This window comes from Streptomyces lothianensis, assembly GCF_047779955.1.
Classification (GTDB): domain Bacteria; phylum Actinomycetota; class Actinomycetes; order Streptomycetales; family Streptomycetaceae; genus Streptomyces.
Genome location: NZ_JBLMKT010000072.1, coordinates 30689 through 43897 on the forward strand (window position 1 = coordinate 30689; position 13209 = coordinate 43897).

Annotated in this window: 10 protein-coding genes; 7 read left to right on the forward strand and 3 right to left on the reverse strand. The window is 73.5% G+C overall.

From position 1 onward, the window contains the following. The first annotated feature begins 164 nt into the window (after positions 1-164). Together ACLF6P_RS24865 and ACLF6P_RS24870 are read left to right on the forward strand one after the other, a co-directional pair. Positions 165-764 (forward strand): class I SAM-dependent methyltransferase, encoded by a 600-nt coding sequence (locus tag ACLF6P_RS24865; RefSeq protein ID WP_415953089.1) that lies wholly within the window; start codon positions 165-167, stop codon positions 762-764. Positions 765-947: 183 nt separating this feature from the next. Then, positions 948-2084 (forward strand): hypothetical protein, encoded by a 1137-nt coding sequence (locus ACLF6P_RS24870; protein WP_415953091.1) that lies wholly within the window; start codon positions 948-950, stop codon positions 2082-2084. Between the two features lie 139 nt (positions 2085-2223). Here ACLF6P_RS24870 and ACLF6P_RS24875 read toward each other — a convergent pair whose 3' ends face one another. Both ACLF6P_RS24875 and ACLF6P_RS24880 read right to left on the reverse strand, forming a co-directional pair. Next, the gene (locus ACLF6P_RS24875) at positions 2224-2406 is read right to left on the reverse strand and encodes a hypothetical protein (protein ID WP_415953093.1); all 183 of its coding nucleotides are present in this window, start codon (positions 2404-2406) and stop codon (positions 2224-2226) included. A gap of 116 nt (positions 2407-2522) precedes the next feature. Next, positions 2523-3671, reverse strand: a complete 1149-nt coding sequence (locus tag ACLF6P_RS24880; RefSeq protein ID WP_415953095.1) for a fatty acid desaturase family protein — start codon at positions 3669-3671, stop codon at positions 2523-2525. A 351-nt stretch (positions 3672-4022) separates the two neighbouring features. Between ACLF6P_RS24880 and ACLF6P_RS24885 the strand changes: the two genes are divergently transcribed. Then, positions 4023-6842 (forward strand): DEAD/DEAH box helicase, encoded by a 2820-nt coding sequence (locus ACLF6P_RS24885; protein ID WP_415953097.1) that lies wholly within the window; start codon positions 4023-4025, stop codon positions 6840-6842. 23 nt (positions 6843-6865) lie between these two features. After that, positions 6866-8158 carry an SWIM zinc finger family protein gene (locus ACLF6P_RS24890; RefSeq protein WP_415953304.1) on the forward strand — a complete coding sequence of 431 codons (1293 nt, stop codon included), beginning with the start codon at positions 6866-6868 and terminating at the stop codon, positions 8156-8158. A 108-nt stretch (positions 8159-8266) separates the two neighbouring features. Here the strand turns inward: ACLF6P_RS24890 and xylA are convergent, their stop codons facing one another. Next, positions 8267-9433, reverse strand: coding sequence for a xylose isomerase (gene xylA, locus ACLF6P_RS24895; protein ID WP_415953099.1), 1167 nt, complete (start codon positions 9431-9433; stop codon positions 8267-8269). 216 nt (positions 9434-9649) lie between these two features. On the opposite strand from xylA, the gene xylB reads away from it, so the two are divergent. From xylB to ACLF6P_RS24910, 3 genes are read left to right on the forward strand one after another with little or no spacing between them, the layout of a single operon-like run. Then, positions 9650-11257, forward strand: a complete 1608-nt coding sequence (xylB, locus tag ACLF6P_RS24900; protein WP_415953101.1) for a xylulokinase — start codon at positions 9650-9652, stop codon at positions 11255-11257. Between the two features lie 11 nt (positions 11258-11268). Further along, positions 11269-12495: an ROK family transcriptional regulator gene (locus ACLF6P_RS24905; protein WP_415953103.1), complete on the forward strand. Its 1227-nt coding sequence runs from the start codon at positions 11269-11271 to the stop codon at positions 12493-12495. 40 nt (positions 12496-12535) lie between these two features. Then, positions 12536-13159: an N-acetylmuramoyl-L-alanine amidase gene (locus tag ACLF6P_RS24910; protein WP_415953105.1), complete on the forward strand. Its 624-nt coding sequence runs from the start codon at positions 12536-12538 to the stop codon at positions 13157-13159. Positions 13160-13209 lie beyond the last annotated feature (50 nt).

Below are 13209 nucleotides of genomic sequence, written 5' to 3' on the forward strand. Positions count from 1 at the left end.
AGATGTGCAAGAACGATCGCATCCGGCCCGAACATGCGCACCGCATGGGCGTACGTCACCCTGGCGCGCATCCGCATGACGGCGTGCCACCGCTCACCTTGCACGGCGCACGGCACGGCCCACCGCCCCACCGCCCCACCGCCATGTGCGGAATCATGCTCCGTATGAGCAACGACCCCAAGGAAGTCCAGGAGTTCTTCACGGCCCGCGCGGACGGCTGGGACGCACGCTTCCCCGACGACGGGCCCGCGTACGAGGCCGGTGTCGCCGCGCTCGCCCTGCGCCCCGGGGACAGGGTGCTGGACGCCGGGTGCGGAACGGGCCGCGCCCTGCCCGCCCTGCGGGCCGCCGTCGGCACCGAGGGCACGGTGCTCGGCGCGGACCTCACCCCCGCCATGCTGCAGGCGGCGGTCCGCGCGGGGCGCGGGGCCCAGGGCGCGTTGCTGCTCGCCGATGTGTCCCGCCTGCCGCTGCGTGACGGAGCGCTCGATGCCGTCTTCGCCGCGGGGCTGATCTCACATCTGCCCGAACCTGCTTCGAATCTGCGCGAGTTGGCCCGCGTCGTACGCACCGGCGGCCGGCTCGCCCTCTTCCACCCCATCGGCCGCCGTGCACTCGCCGCCCGGCACGGCCGGGAGATCACCCCGGACGACCTGCGCGCCGAGCCCAATCTGCGGCCCCTGCTCGCCGGCTGCGGCTGGCGGCTCGTTTCCTACGTGGACGAGGACGCGCGCTTCCTCGCGCTCGCCGTACGGGCGGCCTGATCCCCCGGGGGAGGGTACGGGCCCGGTGGGACGCCCCGCGGGCTGCTCGCGCTCCCGGCCGCCTGACCTGGCCGGTCTCTGTCGGGTTGCGGCCTTGTCTCCATGGTCGTGAAAACCTCGACGCGGCGATTACCGACTGGTTAGGGTGCGCCGACACAGGTTGTGAATGGGGAGGGCGCGGGCATGGCCGGGAGTGATGAGGCCGTCGACGAGGCTGTCGACGAAGCCGCGGTCGCCGATGACGACGCACTGTATGTGCTGACCGCGGTGCTGCTGACGCCTGCGAAGTTCCCGAGCGTGCTCGGCGACGACTATCCGGAGGCGTGTGCGGCGCTCGGTCTGGTGCCGATCGTCGACGGGTACGGGCTCGTGCTCGGGCAGGACGGGCAGGGCGCGCGCTGGACCGTGGTGGTCGACGACGTGTCGCTGGTCGCGGTGGCGATCGCCTCCTGGGACTGCGGCATGGAGTACGACCTGTCGCCGGACGACCGTACGGTGGTCAGCGCGCTCGCCGGCTGGCCACTGGCGGTGGCCGTCGCCGCACCCGGTGTCCCGGCGCCGCACGATCCGGAGCCCGACCCCGAGGACCCGGACCAGCCGGTCCTCACCCCGCCGGACACGACGAGCTGGGGGCCCGCCCAGCGGCGGCTCGGCGCGGACGAGATCGCGCTGCAGTGGGCGAGCTGGCGGGCACAGGTCGACGAGTCCTTGTTCGTCACGGGTGAGGACGGCAGGGACGGGGCCGAGTCCTCGGCGGCCGACGAAACCGTGACGGAACCCGAGCCCGAAGCGGCCGAAGCGGCCGAGCTCGCGGACGAGGCATCCGGCGGGCGTGAGACGACCGACGCACCGGGCTCGGACGCCCGGAGCTCGGGCACCGGGAACCCAGGCGGCGAGGGCTCGGACACCGGGCGTACGGACACCGCGCAGGAAGGTTCCGTCACCGAGGCCGTCACCGAGGCCGCGCCCGAGGCGGAGTCCGGCACCGGCGGCGCGGACCCGGACGGCCCGTCCGGTGCAGCCGCCGCGGACACCACCCCCGCCGAGGGCTCGCCCAGCGCCGTCCGCCGCGTCCTGGCCGAGGCACGTGCCTATATCGACACTCCCCCGCCGCTGGGCCGCGTCCGCTCCTCCTTCGCCTCCGGCGAGGCCCGGACACTGCGTGCCGACGGGCCGGGCTGGTCGCTGGTCGCGCGGACGGACGACATCGCCTTCGTGCTGCTCGACGAGGAGCCGGGCGAGGTGGTTCCGGTGGGCCGCGGTCCCGAACTCCCGGGGCTCCTTGAGGCCTTGGACCGGATGGCCGTACGCCCGTCCTGAGCACCCCCTGAGCACCCCACTCCTGCGCGGCGGTGCGGGCGCGGACCTCGACGGCCCGCGCCCGCACCGGGAACTCACACCCGCACCCCTGCCCCGCATCCCGCCCGCGCAGTGGGACCGGTGATGGCGGCGAATCGCCTCAGCGCCTCAGCTCCTTGCGGGAGACGCGCCGCAGCCGGCGGCGCTGGGATTCGTCGAGGGTCAGATAGGCCGCCGTGGGCACGCCGAGGACGATGAGCAGTGCTGCCCACCAGGGCAGCCAGATCAGCAGGATGATCCCGGCCGCCACACCACCCGCGGCGATTTTCGCGTTCCTGGTCATCAGTGTCGCCTCCTTCGCGGCTGCCGCCGCTCTCTGCAGGGAGAACGGGTTTCGCCGCCGCCCTGGTTCCAGTCTGGACCCTGACTCGACCCTGAGGTCCGTCCCTGACACATCCCCTACGTCCCCTGCACCGCTCGGGGGTCCGGGGAGCCCGGATTCGGGTGCTGTTCGGCCCGCAGCGGCTCGCCCACCTCGCGCAGGTGGCCGAGTGCCTGCCGGTACGAGTCCATCGCACCGGTCTCCGTGTACGGGATACCCAGATCCCGGCAGTGTGCGCGCACCAGCGGCCGGGCGAGCCGCAGGTGGGGGCGGGGCATGCTGGGGAAAAGGTGGTGCTCGATCTGGTAGTTGAGGCCGCCGAGCAGCCAGTCGGTGACCGGGCCGCCGCGGATGTTGCGTGAGGTGAGGACCTGGCGGCGCAGATGCCCCCAGCGCTCACTGCCGCCGTCGGGCATCGGCATGCCCTTGTGGTTGGGGGCGAAGGCCAGGCCGAGGTGCAGTCCGAACAGCGCCTGGTGCAGGAGCGCGAACAGGAGGCTCTTGCCCGGCGAAAGAACGCTCAGGAGCAGCGTCGGGTACGCGGCAGCGTGCACGAGCAGGAGCAGTCCTTCGACGGCGCGCTCGCGCGGGGACTGCCTGCGCAGGTCCTTGAAGCCCTGCAGTTTGAGGTTGAGGCCTTCCAGCAGGCAGAGGGGGAAGAACAGCCGGGACTGGTGGCGGGTGAGCCACGCCTTGATCCCGGTACGGCCCGCCGCGTGCTCGCCGGCGAAGACGAGGACGTCGGGAGCGACATCGGGGTCCTTGTCGACGTGGTTGGGGTTGGCGTGGTGTCGGTTGTGCTTGTCGTTCCACCAGGCCGCGCTGGTGCCGACCAGGAGGTTGGCGTGGATGAGGCCGAGTACACGGTTGACCGAGCGGCCTCCGGCGATCTGGAAGTGTCCGGCGTCGTGCCCGATGAAGGAGGTGCGCGCCGAGAACACCGCGAGCGGTACGGCGAGCAGCAGCGTCCACCAGGAGTCCCCCAGCAGGACCATGGCGGTGACCACGGCGACCAGAGCGAGGGCGTTCAGGGCGATGCTCCTCGCGTACCAGCCGATCCGCCGTGCCAGGAGCCGCTGCCCTTTGACGGTGCGCAGCAGCGGCGCGAACTCGCTGCCGCGGGCGCCTGGGCGGCCGCCCCCAGCTGCGGGGCGCTCACCCGCCGTGCGCGGGTGAGCGGTGCGGAAGTCGGCGGGGCGCTCGATTCTGGGGGCTGCGGTCGTCATGGGCGGTCTCCGGCCTCTGTGGCGATCGGTTTGACCTGCGTAAACGTAGGTTTCGGCGACCTGGGTCGACCATGGCGCCACCACCCGGGTACGCAGGGGTGCTGGCCCCCTGTGCTCCTGTGGCCTGCCCCCGGGCCGAGGTGCGGCCAGCACCACCCCGGGTGCGGCCGACACCACCCCGCAAGCAAATGTGACAAGCGTCACCGCACAAGAGCGCCGACGGCGGGTATCGGCCGTGTACCCTCGGCCACCCCGGTTCGACTAGTCAAACTTGAGGAATCAGCTATTCCTGTGCCCAGGCCCGTCCCGCTCACCGCTGCAGAGATCCTTCGACTCACCCGTTGCGCTGTCGTGTTCCTGCCCTCCACGCCCGCGCGCACCAGCCGTTTCGCCTTCTGGAACGAGGACGGCACGCCGCCGGACGGCCCCGCCGAGGAGGTGACGGTGGCGGTGCCCTGCGAGGACGGCGCGGAGGTGGTACGGGTCCCCGCCCGCCTGCTTCCCGTACGGGATGCACTGCCCGTCCTGGCCCGTGCCCGCGTCGGCGGGAGCGCGGACCCCGGTGACGATGCGGCTCATCCCGCCGCAGCGTTCTGGGGTGCCGCGGCTCTCTTCGCGCTCCGGCTGACCGCGCGGGGGCTGCTGCTGCCCGGGCTGACGCCGCAGGACGAGGACGCCTGGCGGGCAGGACCGCTCGCGGCCGAGGACCTGGAGCTGCTGCGTGAGCTGGCCGCGGCGACGCCGCCCCAGGCCCACGCCGTACCGCTGCCGGTCACCGGCGACGAGCTGCTCCTGCCCGAACCCGAGGCGCTGCTACGGCAGTTCCTCGACGCGGTGGCCGACGCCCTCCCCCGCACCCCCGCCGCTCCCCTCGCCGCGGGCCACCCGGGGTTCGCCGCCCTGGAACCGCAGCAGCTGCCCGAACAGCGCGCATGGGCGGCCGATGTGGCGGCGGGCCATGACGCGGGCGTCCGGCTCTCGCTGCGCATCGAGGTCCCGGGACTGCAGGAGGGTGCGGCGCGTTTCCGTGCCGTGCTGCAGATGCACAGCGCCGCCGATCCGTCCCGTATCGCCGATGCCGCCGATGTCTGGGCCGGATCGGCCGCCGCGGCGGGGGCGTTCGGGCCGCGCGGCCGACTCGACGCGCTGCTCGCGCTGCGGCGCGCGGCTCGCGCATGGGCGCCACTCGCCCCGCTGCTCACGGCCGCGGTGCCGGATTCCGTGGAGCTCGCGGACGAGGAGATCGCCGAACTCCTCGGTGAGGCAGGGCGGTTGCTGGCGGGTGCCGGTGTCGAGGTGCACTGGCCGCGCGCACTGGCCCGCAGTCTGACGGCGCGCGCGGTGGTCGGGCCGCCCGGCGAGGAAGGCGAAGGGTCCGGGCGGGCGGACACGGGCGGGGACGGAGCACCGTCGATGCTCTCGCCCGACGCGCTGCTCGCCTTCAACTGGCGTTTCGCGGTGGGCGACCAGGAGCTCACCCGGGCCGAGCTGGACGAGCTCGCCGAGTCCCGGCGGCCGCTGGTCCGGCTGCGCGACCAGTGGGTCCTCATCGACCCCGAGGAGGCCCGCCGGGTCCGCGCCCACGAGGACCGCAAGGTCACGCCCGTGGACGCGCTCGGCGCGGTGCTCACCGGGTCCACCGAGATGGACGGCCGACGCGTCGAGGTGGCCGCGAGCGGCTGGCTCGCGGACCTGCGCGACCGCCTCGCCTCCCCCGAGACCGGCACCGGCACCGAGGTGCCGCAGCCCGCCGCCCTCGCCGCGACGCTGCGCGACTACCAGCTGCGCGGCCTCGGCTGGCTCGCGATGATGACCGAGCTGGGCCTCGGCGGCTGTCTCGCCGACGACATGGGTCTCGGCAAGACCATCACCCTCATCTCCCTGCATCTGCACCGGCAGCAGACCGAGAGCACCCGGGGCCCGAGTCTCGTCATCTGCCCGACCTCTCTGATGGGCAACTGGCAGCGCGAGATCGAGAAGTTCGCGCCCGGCACGCCCGTACGCCGCTTCCACGGGCAGACCCGCAGCCTCGAAGGCCTGACCGACGATTCGTTCGTGCTCACCACGTACGGCACGATGCGCCTCGATGCCGCGACGCTCGCCGACCGCACCTGGGGCCTGGTCGTGGCGGACGAGGCGCAGCATGTCAAGAACCCGTACTCCGCGACCGCCAGGCAGCTGCGCACCCTGCCCGCCAAGGCCCGGGTCGCGCTCACCGGTACACCCGTCGAGAACAATCTCTCGGAGCTGTGGGCCATCCTCGACTGGACCACCCCCGGGCTCCTCGGCCGCCTCGGCAGCTTCCGCAGCCGCTTCGCGCAGGCCGTCGAGAGCGGCAGCGACCCGGCGGCGGCCGAACGGCTCGCGAAACTTGTGCGCCCCTTCCTGCTGCGCCGCCGCAAGTCCGACCCCGGGATCGCTCCCGAGCTGCCGCCCAAGACCGAGACCGACCGCGCCGTCGCGCTCACCGCCGAACAGACCGGGCTCTACGAGGCCGTGGTGCGCGAGACGCTCGCCGCGATCGGGGCATCCGACGGCATGGAGCGGCGGGGCATGATCGTCAAGCTGCTGACCGGCCTCAAGCAGATCTGCAATCACCCGGCGCAGTACCTGAAGGAGGAACTCCCCGCCATCCCGGGCCGCTCCGGGAAGTTGGAGCTCCTCGACGAACTCCTCGACACGATCCTCGCAGAGGACGCGAGTGTGCTGGTCTTCACGCAGTACGTGCAGATGGCGCGGCTGCTCGAACAGCACCTGGCGGGCCGTGGGGTGCGCACCCAGTTCCTGCACGGAGGCACGCCGGTGGGCGAGCGGGAGGCGATGGTGAACCGCTTCCAGGACGGCGAGGTGCCGGTGTTCCTGCTCTCGCTCAAGGCCGCGGGCACCGGTCTGAACCTCACCCGGGCCGAGCATGTCGTGCACTACGACCGCTGGTGGAATCCGGCGGTGGAGGCCCAGGCCACCGACCGTGCGTACCGGATCGGGCAGACCCGTCCCGTCCAGGTGCACCGGCTGATCACCGAGGGCACGATCGAGGACCGGATCGCCGCGCTCCTCGCGCGCAAGCAGGATCTCGCCGACTCGGTGCTCGGCTCCGGCGAGGCCGCGCTGACCGAACTCACCGATGCCGAACTTGCCGAACTGGTCCAGCTGCGAGGAGATGCCCGATGAACACCGGAGAAGAGCGGAGCTTCATGGCAGACCGGAGCCCGCAGGAAGAGCGGGGCTCGAAGCAGGAGCGGACCTTCGAACCGCTGCCGCCCGCCCACGGCCGCGGCTTCGCCACGACATGGTGGGGGCAGGCCTGGCTGAAGGCCCTGGAGGACACGGCCCTCGACAACCAGCAGACCAAGGCGGGCCGCCGGCTCGCACGGGCGGGTGCGGTCGGCGCCGTATCGGTGCGGCCGGGGCGGATCACGGCCGTCGTCCAGGAGAAGGGGCGCGCGGCCTACCGCAGTGACGTGCTCCTGCAGCAGCTGTCCGAGGACCAGTGGGATCGGTTCCTCGACATGGCGGTCGACAGCGCCGGGCACATCGCGGCGCTCCTCGACCGCGAGATGCCCCCGCATCTGGTCGAGGACGCGGCCGCCGTCGGGATCGAACTCCTCCCCGGCATCGGCGATCTGGAGCCCGAGTGCAGCTGCGAGGCCTGGGACCACTGCGGTCATACGGCCGCGCTGAGCTATCAGATGGCGCGGCTGCTCGACCAGGATCCGTTCGTGCTGCTGCTGATGCGGGGACGCGGGGAGCGGGCGCTCCTGGACGAGCTGCAGGTGCGCAGTGCCGCGCGTGCCGCGGACCTCGGACCGGGCGAGGAGGAACCGGCGGCGGAGCCCGTGCACGGTGTGCGGGCCGACGAGGCGTACGCGATGGGGGCGATCCTGCCGCCGCTGCCCGCGCTTCCCGGTCTGCCGGACACGCCGGGCCTGGCGCCCCTGATCGACACCGAGGAGGAACCCGCGCCCGGTGTGGAGACCGCCTCCGTGGAGTTCCTGGCGGAACAGGCCGCGCGCGGCGCGCGTCAGCTGCTCGCCGCCGCACTGGCCGGGCAGGCGTTTCCCGCCCCGCCGACGGTGGGCGAGGACGCGGTGCGTATGGCTGTGGACGCTCCTGCCGAGGTCCGGGCCCGCCTCGCCGCGGGGACGGGCCGGAGCAAGGACGGACTCGAACTTGCCGTACGGGCCTGGGAGTTCGGTGGTGCGGCCGCCCTCACTGCCCTTGAGGAGGAGTGGACCCTGTCCGGGGATGAGGCCGTGCGCGCCCGCGCGGCGCTCGACGCGGCCTGGGAGGCGGACGAGCGCCCGGACCTCAGGCACTCGCGCAACCGCTGGACCCTGGCCGGGGCTCCCCTCCAGCTCCGGTACGGGCGCGACGGCCGCTGGTGGCCCTACCGCGAGGAGCGGGGCCGTTGGGTCCCGGCAGGTGGGGCGGCGCAGGATCCGACGGCCGCACTGGCGGGGCTGCTGGGTGGGGAGCGGGGCGGCTAGGGGCTGCCCCGAGGGCGTCCGGCGAGGAGTCGGGCACGCTCCTCGCGCCGGGCGGCCGGGACATCGGCGCCTGATCTCCGGGCGCCCGTCCCGGCCGCCCGGAGGAGGTCAGGCCCGTACCCCCAGCAGATGGTCCATGGCCAGCTGGTCGAGGCGTTCGAAGGCCATGCCCCGCGCCGCGGCGGCGTCCACGTCGAAGTCCTCGAAGGCGGTGCGGTCCGCGAGCAGAGCGGCCAGGCCGTCCCCGGCGGTGGGCACGGCGAGCTGGTCGAGGCGGGCGTCGAGGAGGGCCTGCTGTACGTCGGGGTCGGCGCGGAAGGCAGCCGTGCGCTCGCGCAGGATCAGGTAGTTGCGCATACAGCCCTGTGCGGAGGCCCAGACGCCCGCGTAGTCCTCGGTGCGCGGCGGTTTGAAATCGAAGTGCCGCGGGCCCTCGTAGCCGGCGGTCTCGAGGAGGTCGACGAGCCAGAACGCCTGGCGCACGTCACCGGCACCGAAGCGCAGGTCCTGGTCGTACTTGATGCCGCTCTGGCCGTTGAGGTCGAGATGGAACAGCTTGCCGGACCAGATGGCCTGGGCGATGGCGTGCGGATAGTTGAGCCCGGCCATCTGTTCATGGCCGACCTCCGGGTTGACTCCGTACAGCTCGGGCCGCTCCAGGCGTTCGATGAACGCGAGGGCGTGGCCGACCGTGGGCAGCAGGATGTCGCCGCGGGGTTCGTTGGGCTTGGGTTCGATGGCGAAGCGCAGGTCGTAGCCCTGCTCGGTGACGTACTCGCCGAGCAGGTCGAAGGCCTCCTTCATCCGGTCGAGCGCGGCGCGGATGTCCTTCGCACCGCCGGACTCGGCTCCTTCGCGGCCGCCCCAGGCGACATAGACCTCGGCGCCGAGTTCGGCGGCGAGGTCGATGTTGCGGAGGGTCTTGCGCAGCGCGTAGCGGCGCACGTCGCGGTCGTTGGCGGTGAAGCCGCCGTCCTTGAAGACCGGGTGGGTGAACAGGTTCGTGGTGGCCATCGGCACGGTGAGCCCGGTGGCGTCGAGCGCCCGCCGGAAGCGCTTCACGGCCGCTTCGCGCTCGGCCCGGCCGGCGCCGAACGGGATCAGGTCGTCGTCGTGGAAGGTGATGCCGTACGCCCCGAGCCCGGCCAGGCGCTCCACGGCCTCGACCGGGTCGAGCGCGGCCCTGGTCGGATCGCCGAAGGGGTCCTTTCCCTGCCAGCCCACGGTCCACAGACCGAAGCTGAACCTGTCCTCGCGTACCGGCTGATACGTCATCGCCTCTGCTCCTTCGGTCCGCACGGTCGTGGTGACGGCCGTCGCGCTGTCGTGGTGACGGCAGCCCCACAGCTTTGGGTCACGGCTTTGTCACTTCGGCCGTCGCCGCTATTTCGTCATGCCGATTGACAAATTAGTATCCGGGGGCGCTCCTGGAAACCCCCGGGGATTCGCCGGACCATGGACCGCCACCCCGCCTCCCGGACGGAGACCGTCATGACAGCAGCCGAAGGTCCGCTGGTCGTCGGCGTGGACAGTTCCACGCAGTCGACGAAAGCCGTGGTCGTCGATGCCGGCACCGGCACGGTGGTCGCGAGCGGCCAAGCGCCGCACAGCGTCTTCGAGGGCGCGGCCCGCGAGAGCGATCCGGAGCAGTGGTGGCAGGCCCTGTGCACCGCCGTCGCCGCCTGCGGCCCCGCGGCGCGCGAAGCGGCCGCGGTGTCGGTGGCCGGTCAGCAGCACGGCCTGGTGACGCTCGACGCCCGGGGGCGGCCGGTGCGCCCGGCGCTGCTGTGGAACGACGTGCGCTCGGCACCACAGGCACGGCGGCTCGTCGAGGCGTTCGGTGGCCCGAAGGTCTGGGCGGAGCGGATCGGCAGCGTCCCCGGCGCGGCGTTCACGGTGGCCAAGTGGGCATGGCTGGCCGAGCACGAGCCGGAGTCGGCGGCCGCGACGGCGGCGGTGCGACTGCCGCACGACTACCTCACGGGCCGCCTCACCGGCGAGGGCACCACCGACCGCGGGGACGCCTCCGGCACCGGATGGTGGGCGGCGTCCACGCAGGCCTACGACACGGAGATCCTCGGCCTGGCTGGGCTCGACCCCTCGCTCCTCCCCCGCGTCGTGGCGCCCGGCGAGGTGGCCGGGACGACCCGGGAACTGCGGGATCTCCCCTTCTCCCGGGGCGTGTTGGTCGGTGCGGGCACCGGTGACAACGCGGCTGCCGCGCTCGGGCTCGGTCTGCGGCCCGGCGCGCCGGTGCTGAGCCTGGGCACCTCGGGCACGGTGTACGCGGTCGCGCGCCGAAGGCCCGCCGATCCGAGCGGTACGGTCGCGGGGTTCGCGGATGCCCGCGGCGACTGGCTGCCGCTCGCCTGCACCCTCAACTGCACGCTCGCCGTGGACCGGATCGCCGCGCTCCTGGGCCTGGACCGCGAGGCCGTCGAGCCCGGAGGTACGGCCACGGTGCTGCCCTTCCTCGACGGCGAGCGCACACCCGATCTGCCGGGCGCCTGCGGCCTGTTGCACGGACTGCGGCACGAGACCACAGGCGGCCAGCTGCTCCAGGCAGCGTACGACGGTGCGGTGTTCGCGCTGCTGCAGGCGCTCGACCTGGTGCTCGCCGTGGACGGCGAACCCGCCGCCGATCCCCTGCTCCTGATCGGCGGCGGGGCGCGGGGCCGAGCCTGGCAGGAGACGGTGCGGCGGCTCAGCGGCCGGGCCGTCCAGGTCCCGCGGGCCGCCGAGCACGTGGCGCTGGGCGCCGCCGCCCAGGCCGCAGGACTGCTGACCGGCGAGGATCCGGCGGCGGTGGCCCGGCGCTGGGGCACGTCCGCGGGTCCGGTGCTCGATCCGGTCGTACGGGACGAGGAGACGCTCGCGCGGATCGCGGACGTGCTGGGCGCCGCGCGGCCACTGTTGACGGCGGTGGAGCCGCGGGGCGCCGGTTCGGATCCGGGACCTGTACCACGTACGCCTGCCTTGCCCGGCGCACCTGCCGCCCGCACCTCGCCCCGCCCCTCTGCCTCGGCCGGCAGACCGGCCTCCCCCACCTCGCCCGGCTCCCCCGCACCCACGTCCCCCGACCCACGTCACACCTCCTGAGGAGCCCCACCATGACCCCTGAGCTCCCCGGCAGCGGCGGCTTCGGCGATCCGGCGTTCCTGCCCCATACGCAGCAGGGCATCCGCCGCCGCAATCTCTCCCTGGTACTCCAGGCCATCACCGCGCACGGCCCCCTCTCGCGCGCCGCCGTCGCGAGCCGGGTCGGGCTGACCCGGGCCGCGGTGTCCACGCTGGTGGACGAGCTGATACGGGCGGAACTCCTCGTCGAACTCGGGCCGGAACGCCCCGGCACCGTGGGCCGCCCCGGAAGCGCGCTGACCGTGGGCGAGCGCGGTCCGGTAGGGATCGGCGCGGAGATCGGCGTCGACCATCTCGCGGTCTGCGCGGTCGACCTGCACGGCAAGGTGCGTGCCCGGGCCACGCTGGAGAGCGACAACCGGGGCCGCCCGCCGGAGCCGGTGCTCAAGGAACTCGCCCGTCTCGTACGGGAGGTCACCGCGACCAGCCGTGGCGCGGGCCTGCGCCCGGCGGGTCTCGCGGTGGCCGTGCCGGGTCTGGTCGCCCGTGATTCGTACAGCGTGGTGCGCGCCCCCAACCTGGGCTGGAGCGAGCTGGATCTCGGCCCGTTCCTGCTCGACGGGCTGCCGCTGAGCGTCGACAACGAGGCGAATCTCGGTGCGCTCGCCGAGCTGTGGATCGGCGGCGATCCCGCGCCGCTCGACTTCGTGCACGTCTCGGCGGAGATCGGCATCGGCGCCGCGGTCGTGGTCGGCGGCCGGTTGCTGCGCGGCACGCACGGGTTCGCGGGTGAGCTGGGCCATGTGCCGGTGCGTCCGGAGGGGCCTGTCTGCCCGTGCGGGGGGCGGGGCTGCCTGGAGCAGTACGCGGGCGAGGAGGCGGTGCTGCGCGCGGCCGGGATCCCCCCGGGCGAACAGGGCATCGGCCTGCTCGCGGCCCGCGCCGAGGACGGTGACAAACAGGCCCGGCGGGCGCTGCGCGGGGCGGGTTCGGCGCTCGGGATCGCGCTCTCCGGAGCGGTCAATCTGCTCGACCCGCAGACCGTGGTCCTCGGCGGCGCCCTGTCCCGTCTCTCGCCGTGGCTCCTGCCGTCCCTGGAGCGCGAACTCGCCCGCCGCACGGCGGATCCCGCACGCCCGCAGGGCGGCTCGGTCACGGTCTCGCGGCTCGGCTCACAGGGCCCGCTGCTCGGTGCCGCGCATTCGGTGGTGCGGGCGGTCCTCGACGACCCGGCCTCGCTCGCGGCTCCGGCGCGCTGACATAGTGCGGCGCAACGGAGTTCGACGACAGGAGCCAGGAGTGACCACGGACCCGGCCCGCGCCCTGCCCGGGCGGCGGCGCCTGCTTCAGGGCGCCGCGCTCGCCCTGCCCACCGCGCTGCTCGCCGGCGGCACCACCTCGGCACGCCCGATACCGCGCGCCGACTATCCGGGCGCGGACTGGGTGCCCGCGAGCAGAACCAACCGGACGGGCGCCGACCGCCCCGCCTCGCACCCGGTCACGCATGTGGTCATCCATGTCACGCAGACGACGTACTTCGGTACGCTCGGGATCTTCCAGAACCCGCTCCAGGACGTGTCCGCGCACTATCTGGTGCGCTCCGCGGACGGCCGTGTGGCGCAGTCCGTACGGGACCGGGACATCGCCTGGCACGCGGGCAGCTGGGCGTACAACGAGCGCAGCATCGGCATCGAGCACGAGGGCTGGGTGGATGAGCCGGAGTGGTTCACGGACGCGCTGTACGAGTCCTCCGCGGCGCTGACCGCGCATCTGTGCGCGGTCCACGAAATCCCGGTCGACCGTGAGCACATCATCGGGCACAACGAGGTGCCGGGCGCCACGCACACGGATCCCGGTCCGCTGTGGGACTGGGACCGGTACATGCGGCTGGTGCGAAAGGTGCCGTCGCCCGGCCCCCGCTGATTCCCGTCGGGTCCGCCGCCCGCGGCCTGTTGTCGGACCGCCCGCCCGGA

What these genes read in the sequence shown, in the direction of transcription:
- ACLF6P_RS24880 (WP_415953095.1), bottom strand. Translation starts at nt 3,671, where the DNA reads ATGACGACCGCAGCCCCCAGAATCGAGCGCCCCGCCGACTTCCGCACC.
- ACLF6P_RS24865 (WP_415953089.1), top strand. Translation starts at nt 165, where the DNA reads ATGAGCAACGACCCCAAGGAAGTCCAGGAGTTCTTCACGGCCCGCGCG.
- ACLF6P_RS24905 (WP_415953103.1), top strand. Translation starts at nt 11,269, where the DNA reads ATGACCCCTGAGCTCCCCGGCAGCGGCGGCTTCGGCGATCCGGCGTTC.
- ACLF6P_RS24890 (WP_415953304.1), top strand. Translation starts at nt 6,866, where the DNA reads ATGGCAGACCGGAGCCCGCAGGAAGAGCGGGGCTCGAAGCAGGAGCGG.
- xylA (WP_415953099.1), bottom strand. Translation starts at nt 9,433, where the DNA reads ATGACGTATCAGCCGGTACGCGAGGACAGGTTCAGCTTCGGTCTGTGG.
- ACLF6P_RS24870 (WP_415953091.1), top strand. Translation starts at nt 948, where the DNA reads ATGGCCGGGAGTGATGAGGCCGTCGACGAGGCTGTCGACGAAGCCGCG.
- ACLF6P_RS24875 (WP_415953093.1), bottom strand. Translation starts at nt 2,406, where the DNA reads ATGACCAGGAACGCGAAAATCGCCGCGGGTGGTGTGGCGGCCGGGATC.
- xylB (WP_415953101.1), top strand. Translation starts at nt 9,650, where the DNA reads ATGACAGCAGCCGAAGGTCCGCTGGTCGTCGGCGTGGACAGTTCCACG.